Annotated in this window: 26 protein-coding genes; 15 read left to right on the plus strand and 11 right to left on the minus strand. The window is 66.9% G+C overall.

The features are described from left to right. A partial coding sequence (locus KF783_RS06460; RefSeq protein WP_294077578.1) for a GcrA family cell cycle regulator occupies positions 1-329 on the minus strand: 329 nt, incomplete at its 3' end. Positions 330-392: 63 nt separating this feature from the next. Here KF783_RS06460 and KF783_RS06465 point away from each other — a divergent pair. From KF783_RS06465 to queE, 7 genes are all read left to right on the plus strand, one after another. Continuing rightward, positions 393-1,247, plus strand: coding sequence for an ABC transporter permease (locus KF783_RS06465; RefSeq protein ID WP_294077580.1), 855 nt, complete (start codon positions 393-395; stop codon positions 1,245-1,247). A gap of 125 nt (positions 1,248-1,372) precedes the next feature. Beyond that, positions 1,373-2,569 carry an aspartate aminotransferase family protein gene (locus KF783_RS06470; protein WP_294077581.1) on the plus strand — a complete coding sequence of 399 codons (1,197 nt, stop codon included), beginning with the start codon at positions 1,373-1,375 and terminating at the stop codon, positions 2,567-2,569. Positions 2,570-2,621: 52 nt separating this feature from the next. Next, on the plus strand, positions 2,622-3,545 hold the full coding sequence (argF, locus tag KF783_RS06475; RefSeq protein ID WP_294077584.1) for an ornithine carbamoyltransferase: 924 nt from the start codon (positions 2,622-2,624) through the stop codon (positions 3,543-3,545). Positions 3,546-3,702: 157 nt separating this feature from the next. Continuing rightward, positions 3,703-4,602: an Hsp33 family molecular chaperone HslO gene (locus KF783_RS06480; RefSeq protein ID WP_294077586.1), complete on the plus strand. Its 900-nt coding sequence runs from the start codon at positions 3,703-3,705 to the stop codon at positions 4,600-4,602. A 50-nt stretch (positions 4,603-4,652) separates the two neighbouring features. Further along, entirely contained in the window at positions 4,653-5,051 is a 399-nt protein-coding gene (locus KF783_RS06485; RefSeq protein WP_294077589.1) for a hypothetical protein, read from the plus strand. An 89-nt stretch (positions 5,052-5,140) separates the two neighbouring features. Beyond that, entirely contained in the window at positions 5,141-5,830 is a 690-nt protein-coding gene (gene queC / locus KF783_RS06490) for a 7-cyano-7-deazaguanine synthase QueC (protein ID WP_294077591.1), read from the plus strand. Between the two features lie 7 nt (positions 5,831-5,837). Further along, positions 5,838-6,470 (plus strand): 7-carboxy-7-deazaguanine synthase, encoded by a 633-nt coding sequence (queE, locus tag KF783_RS06495; protein WP_294077593.1) that lies wholly within the window; start codon positions 5,838-5,840, stop codon positions 6,468-6,470. A 37-nt stretch (positions 6,471-6,507) separates the two neighbouring features. Here queE and KF783_RS06500 read toward each other — a convergent pair whose 3' ends face one another. The 3 genes from KF783_RS06500 to lipB form a co-directional block, all read right to left on the minus strand. Beyond that, a complete protein-coding gene (locus KF783_RS06500) occupies positions 6,508-7,167 on the minus strand; it encodes a hypothetical protein (protein WP_294077594.1) in 660 nt (219 codons plus the stop codon). Between the two features lie 169 nt (positions 7,168-7,336). Further along, positions 7,337-7,570: a hypothetical protein gene (locus tag KF783_RS06505; RefSeq protein ID WP_294077596.1), complete on the minus strand. Its 234-nt coding sequence runs from the start codon at positions 7,568-7,570 to the stop codon at positions 7,337-7,339. Between the two features lie 91 nt (positions 7,571-7,661). After that, positions 7,662-8,336: a lipoyl(octanoyl) transferase LipB gene (gene lipB, locus KF783_RS06510; RefSeq protein WP_294077597.1), complete on the minus strand. Its 675-nt coding sequence runs from the start codon at positions 8,334-8,336 to the stop codon at positions 7,662-7,664. 102 nt (positions 8,337-8,438) lie between these two features. On the opposite strand from lipB, the gene KF783_RS06515 reads away from it, so the two are divergent. Together KF783_RS06515 and KF783_RS06520 are read left to right on the plus strand one after the other, a co-directional pair. Further along, positions 8,439-9,263 carry a hypothetical protein gene (locus KF783_RS06515; RefSeq protein WP_294077598.1) on the plus strand — a complete coding sequence of 275 codons (825 nt, stop codon included), beginning with the start codon at positions 8,439-8,441 and terminating at the stop codon, positions 9,261-9,263. Beyond that, complete coding sequence (locus tag KF783_RS06520; protein WP_294077599.1) at positions 9,260-9,994, plus strand: hypothetical protein; 735 nt, start codon at positions 9,260-9,262, stop codon at positions 9,992-9,994. Before KF783_RS06515 ends, KF783_RS06520 begins: the two co-directional genes overlap by 4 nt. On the opposite strand, the gene KF783_RS06525 is transcribed toward KF783_RS06520, so the two are convergent. The 3 genes from KF783_RS06525 to KF783_RS06535 are packed head-to-tail and all read right to left on the minus strand — an operon-like array spanning position 9,958 to position 11,862. Continuing rightward, entirely contained in the window at positions 9,958-10,569 is a 612-nt protein-coding gene (locus KF783_RS06525; RefSeq protein WP_294077601.1) for a GNAT family N-acetyltransferase, read from the minus strand. The two genes, KF783_RS06520 and KF783_RS06525, sit on opposite strands and share 37 nt — an antisense overlap. 4 nt (positions 10,570-10,573) lie before the next feature. Then, positions 10,574-11,416 carry an oxygen-dependent coproporphyrinogen oxidase gene (gene hemF, locus KF783_RS06530; RefSeq protein ID WP_294077603.1) on the minus strand — a complete coding sequence of 281 codons (843 nt, stop codon included), beginning with the start codon at positions 11,414-11,416 and terminating at the stop codon, positions 10,574-10,576. After that, the gene (locus KF783_RS06535) at positions 11,413-11,862 is read right to left on the minus strand and encodes a tRNA (cytidine(34)-2'-O)-methyltransferase (RefSeq protein WP_294077604.1); all 450 of its coding nucleotides are present in this window, start codon (positions 11,860-11,862) and stop codon (positions 11,413-11,415) included. The genes hemF and KF783_RS06535 overlap by 4 nt, the downstream gene beginning before the upstream one ends. Positions 11,863-12,056: 194 nt before the next feature. Between KF783_RS06535 and petA the strand changes: the two genes are divergently transcribed. From petA to KF783_RS06560, 5 genes are all read left to right on the plus strand, one after another. Beyond that, complete coding sequence (gene petA / locus KF783_RS06540; protein WP_294077605.1) at positions 12,057-12,629, plus strand: ubiquinol-cytochrome c reductase iron-sulfur subunit; 573 nt, start codon at positions 12,057-12,059, stop codon at positions 12,627-12,629. 13 nt (positions 12,630-12,642) lie between these two features. After that, on the plus strand, positions 12,643-13,938 hold the full coding sequence (locus KF783_RS06545) for a cytochrome b N-terminal domain-containing protein (RefSeq protein WP_294077606.1): 1,296 nt from the start codon (positions 12,643-12,645) through the stop codon (positions 13,936-13,938). An 18-nt stretch (positions 13,939-13,956) separates the two neighbouring features. Then, entirely contained in the window at positions 13,957-14,784 is an 828-nt protein-coding gene (locus KF783_RS06550; RefSeq protein ID WP_294077607.1) for a cytochrome c1, read from the plus strand. 77 nt (positions 14,785-14,861) lie between these two features. Then, positions 14,862-15,401 carry an adenine phosphoribosyltransferase gene (locus tag KF783_RS06555; RefSeq protein WP_294077608.1) on the plus strand — a complete coding sequence of 180 codons (540 nt, stop codon included), beginning with the start codon at positions 14,862-14,864 and terminating at the stop codon, positions 15,399-15,401. A 141-nt stretch (positions 15,402-15,542) separates the two neighbouring features. Next, complete coding sequence (locus KF783_RS06560; RefSeq protein ID WP_294077610.1) at positions 15,543-15,887, plus strand: hypothetical protein; 345 nt, start codon at positions 15,543-15,545, stop codon at positions 15,885-15,887. Positions 15,888-15,890: 3 nt separating this feature from the next. On the opposite strand, the gene KF783_RS06565 is transcribed toward KF783_RS06560, so the two are convergent. The 3 genes from KF783_RS06565 to KF783_RS06575 all read right to left on the minus strand — a co-directional run bounded on the left by KF783_RS06565 (position 15,891) and on the right by KF783_RS06575 (position 18,213). Beyond that, positions 15,891-16,340: a MaoC family dehydratase gene (locus tag KF783_RS06565; RefSeq protein WP_294077612.1), complete on the minus strand. Its 450-nt coding sequence runs from the start codon at positions 16,338-16,340 to the stop codon at positions 15,891-15,893. A 97-nt stretch (positions 16,341-16,437) separates the two neighbouring features. Beyond that, positions 16,438-17,814, minus strand: coding sequence for a hypothetical protein (locus KF783_RS06570; RefSeq protein WP_294077613.1), 1,377 nt, complete (start codon positions 17,812-17,814; stop codon positions 16,438-16,440). Between the two features lie 51 nt (positions 17,815-17,865). Beyond that, entirely contained in the window at positions 17,866-18,213 is a 348-nt protein-coding gene (locus tag KF783_RS06575; RefSeq protein WP_294077614.1) for a hypothetical protein, read from the minus strand. A 74-nt stretch (positions 18,214-18,287) separates the two neighbouring features. Here KF783_RS06575 and KF783_RS06580 point away from each other — a divergent pair, with 74 nt between their 5' ends. Beyond that, positions 18,288-19,148: an oxygenase MpaB family protein gene (locus tag KF783_RS06580; protein WP_294077616.1), complete on the plus strand. Its 861-nt coding sequence runs from the start codon at positions 18,288-18,290 to the stop codon at positions 19,146-19,148. On the opposite strand, the gene ychF is transcribed toward KF783_RS06580, so the two are convergent. Beyond that, a complete protein-coding gene (gene ychF / locus KF783_RS06585; RefSeq protein WP_294077617.1) occupies positions 19,145-20,245 on the minus strand; it encodes a redox-regulated ATPase YchF in 1,101 nt (366 codons plus the stop codon). The two genes, KF783_RS06580 and ychF, sit on opposite strands and share 4 nt — an antisense overlap. Positions 20,246-20,299 lie beyond the last annotated feature (54 nt).

Raw genomic sequence — 20,299 nt, forward strand, 5'->3', positions numbered from 1 at the left:
CCGTCGCCGGCGGGCTTGCCGCTGGCGGGCTGTTGCGGTTCCGGCGCGGCCGGGGCGGCGGCGCGCGGCTCGGGCGCGGGTTGCGGCTTGGGGGCAGGCTTCGGTGCTGGCGCAGGCGCGGGCGCCGGCTCGGCGGCAGGGGCCGCGGCCTTCGCCTCCGGCGCGTTCGCCTTGACCGGGGAAGGACGCGACGCAAGGCCCAGGCGATGCGCCTTGCCGATCACCGCATTGCGGCTCACGCCACCCAGTTCCTCCGCGATCTGGGTCGCGGTCATCCCGCTGTCCCACATCTTGCGCAGCGTCTCGATCCGTTCGTCGGTCCAGCTCATTTGTCGTCCCTAAAGAATCAATCCCGTTGCCGGGCGCGGCGGCAGCGATTACCCGGCCTTTCCATGGCCGACCAGTCCCAACCGCCCGAAATGCCCACAGCCCTGACGTCCGGCCCCGGCGTGCCGGTCATCCGCAACGTCAATTGGGGCGGGCTTTGGACCCTCTATGTGAAGGAGGTGCGCCGCTTCTTCAAGGTGCAGCTCCAGACGGTGTGGGCGCCCGCGGTCACGACACTGCTCTTTCTCGTCGTGTTCACCGTGGCGCTGGGCGGTGGCGGACGCATGGTGACGCTGGAGGGGCGGGCGATCCACTTCGCCGATTTCATCGCCCCCGGGCTGATCGTGATGGGCATGCTCCAGAACGCGTTCGCCAATGCCAGCTTCTCGCTGCTGGTGGGCAAAATTCAGGGAACGATCGTCGATTATCTGATGCCGCCGCTATCGACGATGGAATTGCTGGCCGCCCTGTGCGGCGGCGCGATCACCCGTGCTTTTTGTGTCGGGGCGGCGGTGTGGCTGGCGATGGCGATCTGGCCCGGCGTCTCGGTAACCCCGCACCATGTCTGGGCGATCCTGTGGTTCGGCTTTTTCGGTGCGCTGTTCCTGGCGCTGATGGGGGTGCTGACATCGATCTGGGCGGAAAAGTTCGATCATGCCGCGGCGGTGACCAATTTCGTCGTCGCGCCGCTCGCGCTGCTCTCCGGCACCTTCTATTCGGTCGATCGCCTTGCCCCGGCGTTTCAGGCGATCAGCCACGCCAACCCATTCTTCTACATCATCTCGGGCTTTCGCTACGGCTTTCTCGGGGTGGCGGATTCCCCGATCCCGCTTGGCGCGGCGGTGATTTTCGGCATCGATCTGGTGATGGGGCTGGCCTGTTACGCGCTGCTGCGATCGGGATGGAAGACGCGCAGCTGACCGGGGTTGCGAGCGCGTATCGGCGGGGGTAAAAGCGCGATCCGGGCGGTCCGGTCGGGCCGCCCTTGTTGTTTGTATCAGGTTCAACGGCGCTACAACCCAGCCAAAAAAGGAGGAGCAGTCCAATGTCGATCACCCCGCTCATGCCCGTCTATCCGCGGTGCGATGTGCGTCCGGTGCGCGGTGAGGGCTGCTACCTGATCGGCGAGCGAGGCGAGCGCTATCTGGACTTCGCCGCTGGCATCGCGGTCAACGCGCTGGGCCATGGGCATCCGACCTTTACCAAGGCGGTGCAGGACCAGGTCGCGACGCTGATGCACGTGTCCAACCTCTACGGCTCGCCGCAGGGGGAGGCGCTGGCGCAGCGCATCGTCGACAATTCGTTCGCCGACACGGTGTTCTTCACCAATTCGGGCGCGGAGGCGGTCGAATGCGCGATCAAGACGGCGCGCCGCTATCATTATGTGAACGGCAATCCGCAGCGGACGAAGATCATCACCTTCACCAACGCCTTTCACGGGCGGACGATGGGGGCGATTTCGGCGACCAACCAGGCGAAGATGCGCGACGGGTTCGAACCGCTGTTGCCCGGTTTCGACTATGCGCCGTTCAACGATCTCGACGCCGCGCTCGCGCTCGTCGACGACCAGACCGCGGGCTTCATGGTCGAAACGGTGCAGGGCGAGGGCGGGATGACCGCCGGCACCCCGGAATTCATCCGGGGCCTGCGTCAGGCGTGCGACGCGCACGGCATGCTGTTGATCCTTGACGAGATTCAGTGCGGCTATGGCCGGACCGGCAAGATGTGGGCGTATGAACATTACGGCATCACCCCCGACATCATGACCGCAGCCAAGGGGATCGGGAACGGCTTCCCGCTGGGCGCGTGCCTCGCCACCGAAGCGGCGGCGAAGGGCATGGTGTTCGGCACCCACGGATCGACCTATGGCGGCAATCCGCTCGCGATGGCGGCCGGCATGGCGGTGCTCGACGTGATGACCCAGCCCGGCTTCCTCGATCACGTGACGCGGATGGGCGAGCGTCTGCGCGCCGCGTTCGAACAGATGATCCCCAATCACGATCATCTGTTCGACGAGATTCGCGGCAAGGGCCTGATGCTGGGCATCAAGCTCAAGGAGCCGGCGGTCGCGCGCGACTTCGTGGCGCATCTGCGCGACAATCACGGGCTGCTGACCGTGGCGGCGGGCGAGAATGTCTTCCGTGTCCTGCCGCCGCTGGTGATCGAGGAACGCCATATCGCCGAGTGCGTCGAAAAGCTGAGCGCGGGCGCGCGCAGCTATGCGCCGCCCGCCGACGATTGATGCCGTGCCGCCGCTGCGGGCAATCCGCGGCGGCCACGAAGGGGCCACGTCCATGACCTATCGCAACTTCCTGTCTCTCAGTGATGCCGGCGCCGACGGCCTTGCCGCGATCCTCTCCGAAGCGATCGAGCGTAAGGCCGCGCGGGCCGGCCTGCCCCGGGGCGCGGTCGATGCCGACGCGCCGCTCGCCGGCCATTGCCTCGCGATGGTGTTCGAAAAGAACTCGACCCGCACCCGCGTCAGCTTCGAAATGGCGATCCGCCAACTGGGCGGCAGCGCGGTGGTGCTCGACAGTGCGACCAGCCAGCTCGGCCGGGGCGAGACCGTGGCCGACACCGCGCGCGTCCTGTCGGGCTATTGCGACGCGATCATGGTTCGCACCGACGATCATGCGAAGCTGCTCGAAATGGCCGAATATGCCAGCGTGCCGGTCATCAACGGCCTCACCGACGACAGCCATCCGTGCCAGATCGTCGCCGATCTCCAGACGATCCTCGAAAGCGGCAAGGCGCTTCCGGGGCTCAAGGTCGCGTGGCTGGGCGACGGCAACAACGTCCTCGCCTCGATTGTCGAGGCGGCGGGCCTGATGCACTTCGACGTCGTCGCCGCCTGTCCGCAGAGCTTTTCGCTGCCCGATGCGGCGATGGCGCTCGGCAAGGGGCGGGCGCGCTGCGTCAACGACCCCGCCGAAGCGGTGGCGGATGCCGATGTGATCGTCACCGACACCTGGGTGTCGATGGGTCAGGCGCATGCCGATGCAAAGCTCGCCGCGCTCGCGCCCTATCAGGTGACCGAGGCGCTGATGGCGCAGGCCAGGCCCGACGCGAAGTTCCTCCACTGCCTCCCCGCGCATCGCGGCGAAGAGGTGACCGATGCGGTGATCGACGGCCCGCAATCGCTGATCTGGGCAGAGGCGGAAAACCGGCTCCACGGGCAGAAGGCGGTCCTGCGCTGGTGCTTCGGCCAGATCGGGTGAGTTGAACGCCCGCTGGCGCTTCCTATCTTCCGGGCATCTCCTGACGCCTGCCTGTCACGCGCCCGTGGCGAAACGGATGCCCTTCCCGACCCGGGGGCCAGGGCGGAGCGGCCCTGAACAGCCCCGGACCGGTCCGGGGACAAACGGATGTGTTGGAATGACCACGACCACCGACCTTGATCGCACCGTGAACTTCACGATTCCCCGGCGCCATGCGCGCGGGCGGATCGCGCGGCTGGGTCCGGTACTCGATCGGATTCTCGCCGCCCATGCCTATCCCGCGCCGATCGAGCGACTGCTCGCCGAGGCGCTGACGCTGACCGCGCTGCTGGGATCGACGCTGAAGGATACCAGCGGCCAGCTGACCCTCCAGGCCCAGGCGCAGGGCGGCATCGTGACGCTGATGGTGTGCGATTATCGCGGCGGCGAATTGCGCGGCTATGTCCAGTTCGATGCCGACAAGCTCGCCGAACTGGGCGAGGCGCCGTCGCTCTATGCGCTGTTCGCGCAGGGCTATCTCGCGATCACCTTCGATCAGGCGGCGACCGGCGAGCGCTATCAGGGGATCGTCCCGCTCGATGGCGCGTCGCTCGCACAGGCGGCGGAACGCTATTTCGACCAGTCGGAACAGATCCCCAGCCTCGTCCGGCTGGGCGTCGGCCATGACGCGGCGGGGCATTGCATCGGCGGCGGCCTGTTCCTCCAGCACCTGCCCGAGGGGGAGGAGGGTGGCGAGCGACTGCACAGCCGCGACGACCATCCCGAATGGGATACGGTCGAGGCGCTGGGTGCGACGATGGGTGAGGACGAACTCGCCGATCCGTCGCTGCCGCTCGAAACGCTGATCTGGCGCCTGTTCAACGAAGAAGCGGAGGTGCGCGTGCAGGGCGGCGTCGATCTGGTGCGCGGCTGCCGCTGCGATCCCGCCTATATCGAATCGGTCCTCGCCAAATTCACGCCGGAGGACCGCGCCGAAATGGCGGAGGATGGCATCATCACCGTCGATTGTGCCTTTTGCGCGCGGAAATTTCCGATTCCTTTCGAAGCGGTTAGCTGACAGGAATTGTCAGCGAATTGAAAGCCGGAACGTGTTAGACCAGCGGTGAAATGAAGATTCGCTCTCTCCTCGCGCTTGGCGCACTGGTTGGCGCGGCCGTCGCCGGTCTCACCGCGGCGGCGCAGAGCGGCGGCCTGGCCGCGCTCGGTCGAATCGAACGCGGCGAATGGCAATTGCGCGATCGCGAAGGCGGCACCCGATCGATCTGCATTTCCGATCCGCAGGTGATGCTTCAGCTCGAACATCGCGGCGTCACCTGCTCGCGCTTCGTGGTCGAAAACACCCCGCTGGGCGGTCGCGTGACCTATAGCTGCCCGGGCATCGGCAATGGCGATACCCGCATCACCGTCGAAACCCCGCGCCTGGTCCGGATCGAAACGCAGGGGGTGAGCCGCGGCCTGCCCTTCACCTATGAGTATGAAGGGCGGCGCACCGGCCCCTGTCGCTGAACCCCCGCCGCTTATCCTTGACGCGGGGCCATTCGCGTGAGCCTCTCGCCTCGCTTGCCGCGCTGCGGCAAAGTGGGTAGCGCAGGGCCATGACACAATCCGGACGTACAGCCGTCGCCCTGATTTCGGGTGGCCTCGATTCCTATGTTTCCGCGGCCTGCGCCCGGGCCGAGGGCTTTTCGCTGCTCGCGCTGTCGGTCGATTACAATCAGCGCCATCAGATCGAACTGGCCGCCGCCCGCCGTATCGCGGTCGAGCTGGGCGCGGTACGGCATATCGTCCTGCCGCTCGACCTGTCGGCGTTCGGCGGATCGGCGCTGACCGCCGATATCGAGGTGCCGAAGGAGGGCGTCGGCGACGATATTCCGGTCACCTATGTCCCGGCGCGCAACACGATCTTCCTCAGCCTCGCGCTGGGCTGGGCCGAGGCGGCGGGCGCGCGCGACATGTTCCTCGGTGTCAATGCGCTCGACTATTCGGGCTATCCCGACTGCCGCCCCGAATTCATCGCCGGCTTCGAACGGCTCGCGGAACTCGCGACCAAGGCGGGGGTGGAGGGCGATCCGTTCCACGTCCACGCGCCGCTGCTCCACATGAGCAAGGCCGATATCGTGCGCAAGGCGACCGAACTCGGCCTCGATCTCGGGCTCAGCTGGTCCTGCTACGATCCCGCGCCCGGCGGCCTGCATTGCGGCCTGTGCGACAGCTGTCGCCTGCGCGCGCTGGGGTTCGAACAGGCGGGCATCGCCGATCCCACCCGCTACGCCACGCGGCCCTGACGCGGCCATGGCCTATTCGGTGAAGGAAATGTTCCTGACCCTGCAAGGGGAGGGGGTCAATGCCGGGGCGCGGGCGGTGTTCGTGCGCTTCGCCGGATGCAATTTGTGGTCGGGACGCGAACAGGATCGCGCTTCGGCGGTCTGCAAATTCTGCGACACCGATTTCGTCGGCACCGACGGCGCGGGCGGGGGGCGGTTCGCCGATGCCGACGCGCTTGCCGATGCGGCTGCCCGATTCTGGGGGGAGGGCGTCGAACGCCGGTTCGTCGTGCTGACCGGGGGCGAACCGATGTTGCAGGTGGACGACGCGCTGGTCGATGCGCTCCATGCCCGGGACTTTCGCATCGCCATCGAAAGCAACGGCACGCTGCCTGCCCATCCGGGCATCGACTGGGTGTGTATCAGCCCCAAGGCGGGCAGCCAGGTCGTCCAGCGCCGGGGTGACGAGCTGAAGCTCGTCTGGCCGCAAGCCGGCGCCGATGTCGCGGCGCTGGAACGCTGGGACTTCGCCCATTTCCTGGTTCAGCCGATGGACGATGCGCATGCGCCCGCCAACGTGCAGGCGGCGATCGATTTTGCGCTCGCGCGTCCGAAATGGCGCCTGACGCTTCAGGCGCACAAGGCGCTGGGGCTGCGCTGATCGCCGGCGGTCGATGCCGGCGGTCAACGCGGCCGGGTCAGGCGCAGCGTTCCGGCCGGTACACATCCTTGCGCCAGCATTTCTCGTTGCCGAACTGCGGCAGGTTCACCTGTGCGCCGTAATAGGTGACCATCGGAAACTGCATTTCGCCCCATCGGGTCAGGCTGTTGCGCAGCTCGCCGATATGCTGGACGGCGATGTCGCCGAACCCGCCCCGCGGCGCGAACACCGCCTGTTCGGATACCGCATGCGCGGTCGCGCAGAAGGATAGCTGTGAATAGACGACCGAAAAACTGGAATAGACACGCGTGCCATATTGATCGAGCGCGGTCTGGCCCGCCTTCGCATTCTTGGCGGTCCGCAGGAAATATTTGGACAGCGTGGCGTAGGATGCGTTCAGCTCCGCCCCATGATCCTTCAGGATCGTGTTGTAATTGGGCAGGGTCAACAGCGTCGGCGCGAACTGGCACTGCAATGCCGCCACGTTCAACGCCGCGCGCACATTCCACACGATCGCCGCGCGCAACTCCGCCGGGGTCGCGCCGGGGAGTGGCTGGGCGAGCAGGCCCGGCTCGGTTCCGGTCGCCGGCGCGCTCGCGATATCCGGCCCGCGGAAATAGAATTGGGCCGATGCCGGCGCCGCCCCGAACAGCACCGCCGCACCCGCAACGCCGCAAACCATACGCGAAACCAACATCACACCCTCTCGAACACGCTGAAGTGGGGCAGGGGTTACGGACTTTTGCGCGCCCGCCCAAGCAGTTTTTCCCCGCGATTCGTTGCGACTGCGCAAACATCCCGGAATCGGAAGGGGCCGCCCGGCATCCCGGACGGCCCCTCAAGCCGGTAAATCCGCTTTCGCGAACTTACATGCCGTTGCCCATGGTGTCGTTCGCCATGCCCATGTCGTTGCCGGTGGCGCCATCGACCATGGTCATGTTGTCGCTGGTGGTGCCGTCAAGCACCGGATCGGTCGCGTTCACATCGACAACCGTGGTGTTTTCGGGGGTGGTTTCGGTCTTGTCGCCGCAAGCCGACAGCAGCAGCGCGGCGCTGGCGATCATCGAACCGGCAACCGCCTTGGTGAAGAGTGCACGCATGAAATAAGCTCCCTAGATTGTCGAATGGGGGTGGCGCTTCGTCCTATATCCCCAATCCGGGATGGACAATTAAACGCTTCGTGCCGCGCTCTCAACCCTTTTGCTCGTCACCCCCCGCGCACGTCCCGCCCAGCGCGGACAGGAAGGCGGGAAACGCCGCCCCGAGCGCCGCGTCGAACCCGGCCGCCGACACCGGGCGCCCCAGCGCGGCGGCGCTGGTCACCGGAAATTCGGACAGGCCGCACGGGACGATTCCACCGAAATCGGCAAGGTCGGGGTCGAGATTCACCGAAAAGCCGTGCATCGTCACCCACCGCTTCACCCGCACCCCGATCGCGCCGATCTTCGCCTCCGGCCCGCCGTCGCGGGTCCAGATGCCGACCCGCCCCTCGACGCGGAACGCGTGGATGTCCAGCCGGGCCAGCGCGGCGATCACCCATTCCTCCAGCGCGTGGACGAAACAGCGCACGTCCCTGCCGCGCCGGCCAAGGTCGAGCACCAGATAGCCGATCCGCTGTCCCGGCCCGTGATAGGTGTATCGCCCGCCACGCCCGGCGGTGAACACCGGAAAGCGCGGGTCGATCAGTTCGGCCGGATCGGCGCTGGTGCCGGCGGTATAGACGGGCGGATGTTCCAGCAGCCAGACCAGCTCGCGCGCTTCCCCGCGCTGTACGGCGGCGACGCGCGCCTCCATCTGCGCCAGCGCGTCGGGATAGGGGACGGGCGCATCCGCGACGCGCCATTCGATCTCATCGGTCGATTCCATGGTTTCGCGATTGCGCCAGTGTGCGGCGCGGCGCAACCGGGGGAAGCGGCGGTGGCGCCCGCTTCGCGGATCGGCTAACGGACGGCGGACAAGGGGTGAATTATGATCAGCATGGGCAATGTCTGGGATCGAACGGCGGAATTTCTGAGCGACAATCTGGGCGCGGTGGTGCCGATCGCGCTGCTCGCGATCTTCGTGCCGGCGGTCATCAGCGGCAATTTCACCGATCTGCAACAGGGTGCGTCGGCAGGCCTGCGCATGGGGCTGAGCATCGCCGGCCTCATTCTCGCGCTCGTCTCCTTTTGGGGACAGCTGTCGATCACCGCGCTCGCGCTCGACCCCTCGCTCGGCCTGTCGGCGACGCGGATCGGCACCCGCCGGTTGCCCGCCGCGTTGCTGGTGATGGTCGTGGTGGTGCTCTGCGCGCTGCTGCTCGCGGTCCCGTTCGGCGTGCTGCTCGCGGTCGCGGGCGTCGATCTGTCGAATATCGGTTCGGGAACGATGCCCGCCATTCCGGTTGCCGCGCGCCTGTGGGTGGCGGCGTATCTGCTGCTGCTCGTACCGCTGGTGCTCTGGCTGGCCGCGCGCCTCTCGGTGCTGGTCCCGGCCGTGGTCGGCGAGGGCAAGTCGCTGGGCGCGATCGGGGAAAGCTGGCGGCTGACGCGCGGGGTGGCGCTGCGGATCGTCGGCGTGCTGATCCTCTATGTGATCGTTTCTTCCGTCGCGAGCCTTGCGGCGACCACCGCGTTCGGCGCGGTCGCCCGGCTCGCCGTGGGGTCGGGGGAGGATGGCCTGTCGCTCGCGACGGTGCTGACGGCCGTGGTCAGCGGCGCGGTCGGGACCGCTTTCACCGTTCTCGCCACCGCCTTTGCCGCAAAGCTCTTCGTCGCGCTGCGCGCCCGGGATGAGGCTACCGCCGCGCGATGAGGCTCGATCTTGGCGGCGCCTTTGCCGACGCTGCGGCCCTCTGGCGTGCGGATCGCGACCTGATCGTGCGCATCGCGGGGGTTTTCCTCTTCCTCCCGATCCTGGCGCTGGCGATGCTCGCGACCGGGATCGCCCTGCCCGAACAGGCCGCGCCCGAACAGGTTCGGGAGGCGGTCGGCGCATTCTACCAGGCGAACCTTGTCTGGGTGCTGCTGATTTCCGTCATGCTCGATTATGGGGCGTTCGCGCTGCTCCGGCTATTCCTGCAACGCGGCGAATCGGTGCGGGAGCTGTTGCTGGGGTCGCTGGTGCGTCTGCTCCCCTTCGTGCTGATCGGGCTGGCCGTCGGCGCGCTGATGCAACTGGGCTTCACGCTGCTCATCATCCCCGGCATCTACGTGTTCGGGCGGACCTGGCTGATGGGACCGGCCTATGCTGCCAGCCCCGAATCGGGTCTGCTCGGCGCGGTCGAGCGCGGCTTCAGGCTCAGCGCGCGCAATGGCTGGCGGATCGCCCTTGCCGGATCGGGCCTTGCCATCGTCGCCGGTGCGGCGGTGTTCGCACTGCTGATCGTGACCCAGTTGCTCACCGCTGCCGCAGGTGACGCGCCATGGGCGCAGGCGCTGTTCCTGGTGCCGGTCGCGGCCGCCGGTGCGGCGGGCTTCACCGCCTTCACCGTGCTGCGCGTCGCCGTCTATCGCGCGCTCGCCGGGTCGAGCAACGGGACGTGAGGGGCCGCATCGCGCGGCAAATGGCCTGACAGGCGCGGATCGGCAAAGGTTTCGACGGCGCGGGCATAGGGGGTGAACCCCGACGCCCGATAAAATCCCAGCGCGGACGGATGATCGAGCGTGCAGCTATGCACCCAGACCCGCGTCACCTCGCGCCGCCATGCGCGCAACAGCGCCTGTGCCATCAGCCAGCGGCCATGCCCCTGTCCCGTCAATTCCGGCACCAGGCCCAGAAAGGACAGCTCACACGTCGCCGCGCCCTGCGTCTCTGCGCGGAAATCCAGTTCCAGCAGACCGATTTCGATCCCGCGCGGATCGGTCACGGCATAAATCTCGACGCTGGGATCGTGGATGATCGACGTCAGCCGGCTCTCCTCCATCACCAGCCGCGAAAACCACAGCCATGGCGCACCCACCCGCGCGAACAGGGCGCGATATTTGGCGGGCGACGGGCGTTCCCACCGCGCCAGCCGCAACGGTGAATCGGGCAGCGGCCGCGGCGTCGGGCGCGTCCGCATCTCCAGGCTGGTGACAATGGTCGCGACCTCGCCCGGCTTTACCGCGATCAGGCCCATCGGTTCAGCTCCACGTCGCCAGCGGCGGCAGGCTCATCAGGATCGCGTCGATATTCCCGCCGGTTTTCAGGCCGAACAGCGTTCCCCGGTCATAGACCAGGTTGAATTCGGCGTAGCGGCCCCGCCATTCCAGCTGCCGCGCCTTGTCCGCCGCGTCGAACGGCATCGCCATCCGCCGCCGCACGATCGCTGGGAAAATGTCCAGAAACGCCCGGCCCACATCCTGGGTAAAGGCGAAATTGGCGTCCCAATCCCCCTCCAGATGATCGTAAAAGATGCCGCCGACGCCGCGATGGACCTTGCGGTGGGGAATGTAGAAATAATCGTCCGCCCATTTTTTGAACCGGGGATAATGATCCGGATCATGCGCGTCGCAAGCCGCCTTCAGCCGCGCATGAAAGGCGTCGGTGTCTTCGGGATAGGGGATCGGCGGGTTGAGGTCGGCGCCACCCCCGAACCAGCGTTTCGTGGTGCAAAGGAACCGGGTGTTCATATGCACGGCCGGAACGTGCGGATTGGCCATATGCGCAACCAGGCTGATGCCCGTCGCGAAAAAGCGCGGATCCTCGCCCGCGCCGTGGATCGTCTTGCCGAAATCGCCCTCGAACGTGCCGCCGACGGTGGAGACGTTGACGCCCACCTTCTCGAACACCTGGCCCTTCATCACGCCGCGCACGCCACCGCCGCCCGGCGCGCCCGAGGGGTCGGTGCGGTCCCAGGCGAGATAGTCGAAGGTTGCGTCCGATCCCGCCTCCCGCTCGATCGCCACGAACTCGGCACAGATCAGGTCGCGCAGCGCCTCGAACCAGTCGCGCGCCCTGGTCTGCTGGATATCGGGTTCGATCATTCGGGAAAGCCCTTTGTCTGTCGCAATGCCTCGGCCAGCGCGATGCCCGCTGAAACCGCCAGGTTCAAGGATCGCATGCCCGCGCGCATCGGTATCCGCGCCAATATGTCCGCACGGGCGTGGACGAAATCGGGCGCCCCGGCGCCTTCCGATCCGAACAACAGGATGTCGTCGGGCGCGAACGATACCGTGTCGTACCGCGCCTGCGCCCGCGTCGTGAACAGGATCAGCCGGGTCGCCACCTGCGCCTCGAACGCCGCCCAGTCGGCGTGGCGCGCGACGACCGCGCCGTCGGCATAGTCCATGCCGGCCCGCGCGAGCGCGCGATCGCTCCACGCGAATCCCATCGGCTCGATCAGATCGACTCCCGCGCCCAGGCAGGCGGCGGTGCGGATGATCGTGCCGACATTTCCGGCGATGTCGGGCTGAAACAGGGCCACGCGCATGACCGGACGCATAGGCGAGCGGGGGCGGGCGTAACAAGCCGGTCAAAAAGGCGGTTGGCAAAGCCCGTCCGGGCCGTCTATCAGGCCCGCCAGCCACCGGGGGCGCCGGGGGGCTTGGCGTGGCGTTCGCGCGCTTCGCCGCATCCGGTTTCGGGCGTGTTCGCGTCCAGATTTTGAAGTGCAAGGGCTGATGCATGGCAACGCTTGATGAAGCTGTCCCCTCGGAAGGAGCGATCGACGCCCCGGCCGATCCCCGTCGTCGCGATTATCTCGCGATCGGCGCGGTCGCCTGGGCCGGTGTCGGCGCGGGCGTGGTCGCGCTGCCGCTCATCAACCAGATGAGCCCGTCGGCCGACGTCCTTGCCCAATCGACCACCGAACTCGACATTTCGGCGATCCAGCCGGGGCAGGCCGTGAAGGCGACGTTCCGCAAGCAGCCGCTGTTCGTGCGCAACCTGACGCCCAAGGAGATCGCGGAGGCCGATGCGGTGCCGCTGTCCGACCTGCGCGATCCGGAAACGCTGGCGCAGCGGACCAAGGCGGGCAAGGAAAACTGGCTGATCACGCTGGGCGTCTGCACCCATCTGGGCTGCGTGCCGCTGGGCGCGGGCGAGGGCGAGAACAAGGGGCCGTTCGGCGGCTATTTCTGCCCCTGCCACGGTTCCGCCTACGATACCGCCGCGCGCATCCGTCAGGGGCCGGCGCCGAAGAACCTGCAGGTTCCGAATTATGAATTCATTTCCGACACCGCGGTCCGGGTCGGCTGAGGGGGCATAGGTAATGAGCTTTCCCTGGGCAAAGCAGTACGAACCCAAGCATCCGCTGATGAAGTGGGTGGACGATCGGCTCCCGTTGCCGCGGTTCGTCTATAATGCGGTCGGCGCCGGCTATCCGGTGCCGCGCAATCTGAACTATTTCTGGAATTTCGGCGTGCTCGCCGGAATGTTCCTGGCGGTTCAGATCGTCACCGGCATCGTCCTGGCGATGCATTATGCGGCCAATGCCGGCATCGCCTTTGACAGCGTCGAGCATATCATGCGCGACGTGAACGCCGGCTGGTTCCTGCGCTATGCGCACGCCAACGGCGCGTCGATGTTCCTGCTGGTGGTCTATGTCCATATCGCCCGCGGCCTCTGGTACGGTTCGTACAAGGCCCCGCGCGAGATGGTATGGCTGCTCGGCGTGGTCATCTTCCTGCTGATGATGGCCACCGCCTTCATGGGCTATGTCCTTCCCTGGGGTCAGATGAGCTTCTGGGGCGCACAGGTGATCACCGGCTTCTTCTCGGCGATTCCCGGCGTGGGCGAAACCATCCGCGTGTGGCTGCTCGGCGGCTATGCGCCGGATAACGCCTCGCTCAACCGGTTCTTCTCGCTCCACTATCTGCTGCCGTTCGTGATCGCCGGCGTGGTGATCCTCCACATCTGGGCGCTGCACATTCCCGGGTCGTCGAACCCGACCGGCGTCGAGGTGAAGGATGAACAGGACACCGTCCCGTTCCACCCCTATTACACCGCCAAGGATGGCGTTGGCGTCGGCGTGGCGCTGCTCGTCTTCGCGGCGCTGATCTTCTACATGCCGAACCTGCTGGGTCATCCGGACAACTACATTCCGGCCAACCCGCTCTCGACCCCGGCGCACATCGTGCCGGAATGGTATTTCCTGCCCTTCTACGCGATCCTGAAGTCGTTCACCTTCGACTTCCTGTGGATCCCGGCGAAGCTGTGGGGCGTGCTGGCGATGTTCGGGTCGATCCTGCTGCTGTTCTTCCTGCCGTGGCTCGACACCTCGCCGGTCCGGTCGGCGAATTATCGCCCGACCTATCGCTGGTTCCTGATCGTGCTGCTGGTCGATGTGCTGGTGCTCGGTTATGTCGGCGGTGCGGCGCCTTCGCCCTGGGTCATCCTGCTGGGCCAGTTCGCGACCGCTTATTACTTCCTGCATTTCCTGCTGATCCTGCCGATCGTGTCGGCGATGGAGCGTCCGCGCCCGCTGCCCAACTCGATCACGGAAGCCGTGCTGGCCGGCAAGGGGGGAACCTCGCCGACACAGACGGCGATGGCTGCCGCCGAATAACAAGGGGCTCGAAAGAAGATGGTTCGCATTCTAGGCGGCTTGGTCGGCATCGGCTTCGTGCTCGCGCTTATCTTCGGGATCGGAAGCACGATCTCGAACGGGATGAGCACGGCCCCGACGGCCGAGCACGAGTTCCACAAGCACCCGCGCAAGGCCGGGTTCTCGTTCGAGGGCATGTTCGGCAAATATGACAACCAGCAGTTGCAGCGCGGTTTGCAGGTGTACAAGGAAGTCTGCTCGGCCTGCCACTCGCTACGGCTCGTGTCGTTCCGCGATCTTGAGGCGATCGGCTATAGCGAAGGCCAGGTGAAGACGATCGCGAAGGGCTTCCAGGTCCCCTCGGTCAATCCGGAAACCGGCGAGGCGGCGACGCGGGACGGCATGCCGTTCGACAAATTCCCGCTGGTCTATGCCAACGACGTCGCCGCGCGCGCCGCGAACAACAACGCGATCCCGCCCGACCTGTCGCTGATGGCAAAGGCGCGTCACGACGGCAGCAACTATATCTATTCGCTGCTGACGGGCTTCACCGATCAGCCGGCCGCGCTGCTGAAGGAGTTTCCGGACGCCAAGACGCCCAAGGGGCTGCACTACAACCCCTATTTCGCAAACCTGAACCTCGCGATGGCGCCCCCGCTCAAGGATGGTCAGGTGACCTATTCGGACGGCACCGCACCGACGCTGGACAATTATGCGAAGGACATCGCCGCGTTCCTGACCTGGGCGGCCGAGCCGAAGATGGCGGCGCGCAAGACCGCCGGTCTGGCCTCGCTGCTGTTCCTCGTGATCTTCTGCTTCCTCGCCTATGGCGCCAAGAAGCAGATCTGGCGGAACCTGAAGGACTGACCCGTTCACGCCAGTCATGACTCGTAACGGCCCGGGAAGCGATTCCCGGGCCGTTCGCTTTGCCGCAGGGGAGCCATATGTCCGACGCCAACCGCGATCTCGCTGCGCTGATCCGCACGATTCCCGACTTTCCCAGGCCGGGCATTCTGTTTCGCGACGTGACCACCCTGCTGCTCGACCCGGTCGGTCTGGCGCGCGCGGTCGAACATATCATCGACGCGGTGGAGGAGCCGGTCGATCTGGTCGCGGGGATCGAGGCGCGGGGCTTCCTCTTCGCCACGCCGGTCGCGATCGCGCTGGGTGCCGGCGTGCTGCTGGTGCGTAAGGATGGCAAGCTGCCGGGCGCCACGATCGCTGAGGATTATGCGCTTGAATACGGCACCGACCGCATCGCCATTCATGCCGATGCCTGCGCACCCGACGCGCGGGTGCTGCTGATCGACGATTTGATCGCCACCGGTGGCACCGCGCGCGCGGCTGTCCGTCTGCTGCGCAAGGCCGGTGCGCGGGTGACGCAGGCGGCGTTCGTGATCGACCTGCCCGATCTGGGCGGCGCGGATGCGTTGCGGGCCGAAGGCGTCGCGGTCAGCGCGCTTGTCGCCTTTCCGGGGCATTAGGGGCCGGTCGCGACCGCGAATAGCGCCCGCAGGTCATCCCCGGCGGTGATCGCGCATTCCAGCGAGGTCGGAACTTCGCCGCCCGTTCCCCCGTTCCCTTTGGGTTGCCACGCAAGTTGGACCCCGTTCGGGAGAGTATCGATGCACATTCCGCGTTTTGTCACCGGCGGCCTGATCGGCGCCGCCGCCCTCGGCCTTGCCGCCTGCACCGACGGCTATGGCTATTCCGGCGTTTCGGTCGGCTATGGCAGCGCCGGCTATGCCGGAACCTATGGCGACCCCTATTGGGGCTGGTACGACGGCTATTATTATCCCGGCACCGGCTATTATGTGTACGACAATTATCGCCGGCCGATGCGCTGGAGCGACGGCCAGCGCCGATATTGGGAACAGCGCCGGCAGGGCTGGCGCGGCGATCGTCGCGCCATGCGGGACAATTGGCGTGACTATCGCCGTGACCGCCGCGATCGCCGCCCGCGCCGTTAGGCCCTAATCGGTTGCCCGGCGCGCGATCAGCGCGTTGGCGATGAAGGTCAGCACCGGCTCGTCATGCTGGTTGAACACCAGCATGCGCGAGCGGGTGCGCCCCATTTCCGGCCGCTTGTCCGAAAGGCTCTTTTCGAGCAATTCGGTTTCACAGCGCAGCGTGTCGCCGGGATAGACCGGGCGGATCCAGCGCAGTTCATCGACGCCGCCCGCGCCACGCCCGGCGGACGGATGGGCCTTCATCTGCTCGACCAGCATCGCCATCGTCATCGCGCACGTGTGCCACCCGCTCGCCGCCAGCCGTCCGAAATGGGTCTGCGCCGCCGCTTCGTCCGACAGGTGGAATGGCTGGGGGTCATAGGCTCTTGCGAACGCCAGCACCTCCTCGCGCGTCACCTGATAGCTGCCAAAGCGCGCGGTCTCGCCGATTTCCAGGTCTTCGTAATATCGCATCAGGTGAGTTTCGTGTTGAAACCTGTTTTTGGCAAGGGGATTTGCGTGTGTCGCGCAGCCTTGGGATGGCGCGGGCATCGCACGCCCGCGCCCCGGCTCATTTCCCCAGCGACAGTTTCGCGAAGCCCGTCGCGCTGACCGGCGCCCGCCCGTAATAGGACGCCAGCACGTCCGGCTTCACATAGGCGGCGATGGTGCCGCCCAGCGCCAGCGTCACCGATTTGGCGAGCGCGATCCGATAGGCATAGCCGGCCTCAACCCGTCCGACGCGAAAGATCCGGTCGTGCAGCGGGCTGGAATGATCGGGGAACAGCTCGTCATTCTCCACCAGTTCGCCCCGCGCGAACACCGAATGGCGCGCATCGATGTCCCAGTTCGCCTCCGCCAGCCATGCGGTCAGCACCGGGCCGGGCAGGCGGTTCTTCGCGGAGAAGGCAACCGTCGCAGACAGGCCGCCGCGCGCATAATGGATGCTGGCCGTCGTGCGCGCCTCGTCCTCGCCCGGATGCAGCGTCTCAGGGTCCTTGAGCCGCCCGTGGCTGACCTGCGCCGCCCAATTGGGGGAGGGAGTGAACGTCGCCCGTACGCTCCATGAATCGAGCTTCGGCGCCTCAATGTCCCAGCGAGTCTCGTCCGGTTCGCGCCCGCGAAAGGCGGATCCTTCGATCTGGAACGCGCGCGTGCGCAGCCCGGCGGTGACCACGCCATAGGTGATGTGGGTCGAATCGAACCAGTGGTGCGTGATCGGCGACATCGGCTGATAGCGCGCCGATGCGCGGTGCATGAACGCCGCCGGACCCAGCGCCGGTTCACCGACCGGCCCGCCATAGAGGAACAGGCTGGTGTCCGGCGCGACATCGACCTCGACCCGCGCGGCAAGTTCCATGAACAGGTCGTGGGGATGCTGGCGGTCGATCAGTGCCTGACCATCGGCCGTCTCGCCTCCCGCCATCAGGTTGGGGTAGCCGCGCCTGCCCATCAGCGGCTCGAGGCTGAACATGCTGCGCAGTTCGATCCGCGCGCGATCGTCCAGGTCGCGGCCGGCGGTGACCATCCCCATCGATTCGACGAACGCCATGTCGTCGCCCCGCGGGCCGCCCTGATCGGTCACCACGCCCCACAGATAGCCGTGACCCATGATCATCCAGTCGCCGGCCATCACGTGCAGCCCGTCGTGCATGCCGCCGGTCGCCGCCGGGAGCAGCGCCGTGCCGGACGCGATCGTGGCGTTGGGCTTCGGCGCACCGCTTTCCGCGTCCGCCATCTGGTGATGCATGTGCGGCATCGCCGCCGCCGGTGCCTGGGCGGCTGTGGGAGCCGGGGCGGGGGTCGGGTTTGGAGCAGCGGGTGTCATGGGCGTGGGCGCCGGCATCGCCATGCCCTGTCCCATCTTGCCGTGGTCATGCTGTTGCGCCGCCGCAGCAGCGGGCAGCGCCGTCGCCATCAGGGCGACGATCGAAATTCGCGTCTTCATGTCAGAAATCTCCGGTTGATCCATTCGGGTCGGGCGTCGGCCCGTCCGGGATCAGCCGCGCGGCGGGGGCGGCTCGACCGTGGGATTGCGTCGCGCGATCGCGTCGTGGAGCGGGGGAACGCCGCGCCGTCCCGCAAGCGCGTGCGGCGGCGCGACATGCGGCGCGATCAGCGTCGCGGGGGCGATGCAGCCGATGCACATCCGCTCGCCATGCGCGGGAGGATCCCTGGGAACGGGTGCTTCGGCACCGGCCATCGGCATGGCATGGTCCGCCATCGCCATCGCCATCGCCATCGCCATCGTCGCCTTCGCGTCGTCATGGCATGACGGCGCCGCCGCCGCCCCGGCGGGCAGCGCGCTCAGCATCAGCGCCAGTATCAGGAACAGCCGCGACAGCATGTCGGCGGCTCTAGCGCCGCCGCCGCCGCTCGCCAAGGCTTGCCGGGTGCGCGCGGCGAACCTAATTGCCGTCCATGCCTCCACCCGATCCCGTCGCCGGCCTGCGCGCCCGCCTGATCGGCGTGGTGCGCGCCACGTTCAATGACCAGGAGCGCGGCGAGACGCCGGTCCAGCGCAGCGACAATGCCCTGTTCCCGCGCGACAGCGTCACGTGGCGGGTGCATGGCGACGTAACGACGATGATGGTCGGCGGGGTCGCCGCGCTGCTGCTTCAGATGCTGCACCCGGCGGTGCTGGCCGGCGTGTGGGACCACAGCGCCTTCCGGCAGGACATGCTGGGCCGCCTGCGCCGCACCGCCCGCTTCATCGCGGAGACCACCTACGCCGATCGGACCATTGCCGAGGCGACGATCGCGCGGGTGCGCGAGGTACATGCGCGGTTCGGCGGCACCCTGCCCGACGGGACGCCCTATCGCGCCGACGATCCCGCGCTGCTCGCCTGGGTGCATGTGACGGAAATGTGGAGCTTCCTCGCCGCGTGGCAACGATACGGCATTCCGCTCTCCGCCCCGCAGCGGGACGTCTATTTCGACGAAACCGCGCGGATCGGCGTGGCTCTTGGCGCCGACCCGGTGCCGCACGGCCAGGATGCGGCGGACGCGCTGATCGCCGCGATGCGCCCGCAACTGTGCGTGGACGCCCGCACGCGTGAAGTCGCCCGCTTCCTGCTCGACCATCGCGCGCCCAGCCTTGCCGTGGCGCCGGCACAGCGGGCGATCTTCGCCGCCGCGATCGATCTGTTGCCGGACTGGGCGCGGACGATGCACGGCCTGCGCCGTCCCGTCGCCACACTGCCGCTGGTGCGCGGCTCGACCCAGGCGATCGCGGCCACCTTTCGCTGGGCGTTCGGAGCGGGGGTGGGCGCCCGCGACTAGACGTTGAAGCGGAACAGCATCACGTCGCCGTCCTGGACGACATATTCCTTCCCTTCGGACCGCAGCTTGCCATGGTCGCGCGCGCCGGCCTCGCCATTGAACTGCACGTAATCGTCGAACGCGATGGTTTCGGCGCGGATGAAGCCGCGTTCGAAATCGGTGTGGATTTCTCCCGCCGCCTGCGGTGCCTTGGCCCCGACATGCGTCGTCCAGGCGCGCGCCTCCTTGGGTCCCACGGTAAAGAAGGTCAGCAGATGGAGCAGGCTGTATCCCGCCCGGATCACACGGGCGAGGCCGGTTTCCTCCAGCCCCAGCTCGGCCAGGAACTCGCCGCGCTCCTCGGCCGGCATCGTCGCGATTTCCGCCTCGATCGCAGCGGAAACGACCACCGCTTCCGCGCCCTCCGCCTTCGCCTTGTCGAACACGCGCGCCGAATAGGCGTTGCCGTTCGCGGCATCCTCCTCATTGACGTTGCAGACATAGAGGACCGGCTTGGCGGTGATCAGCTGCGCCTGTTTCAGGACGCGCTCCTCCTCGACATCCTTCGGCTCGGTCAGCCGCGCGGGCTTGCCCTCGCGCAGCAGGTCGAGCGCCTGGCCCAGCACGCTGGCGGCGATCTTCGCCTCCTTGTCGCCCTGTGCCGCCTTCTTCTGAAGGTTCGGCACGCGCTTCTCCAGGCTCTCCAGGTCGGACAGCATCAGTTCGGTCTCGACCGTCTCGGCGTCGGCGATCGGATCGACCTTGTTGTCGACATGCTGGATGTCGTCATTCTCGAAACAGCGCAGGACATGGACGATCGCATCGACCTCGCGGATATTACCCAGGAACTGGTTGCCCAGCCCCTCGCCCTTGCTCGCGCCGCGCACCAGTCCGGCAATATCGACAAAGCCCAGTTGCGTTTCGATGATCTTCCCCGATCCGGCGATCGCGGCCAGCTTGTCCAGTCGCGGGTCCGGCACCGCGACATTGCCGACATTCGGTTCGATCGTGCAGAACGGATAATTCGCCGCCTGCGCCGCCGCCGTTTCCGTCAGCGCGTTGAAAAGCGTCGATTTGCCGACATTCGGCAGGCCGACGATGCCGCAGCGAAACCCCATTTGACGATCCTTTGAATTTGGTTGCCGCGCCGATAGGGTGTTTGCCGTCAGCTT

It is taken from the genome of Sphingomonas sp. (assembly GCF_019635455.1).
In the GTDB taxonomy this organism is placed as follows: Bacteria; Pseudomonadota; Alphaproteobacteria; order Sphingomonadales; family Sphingomonadaceae; genus Sphingomonas.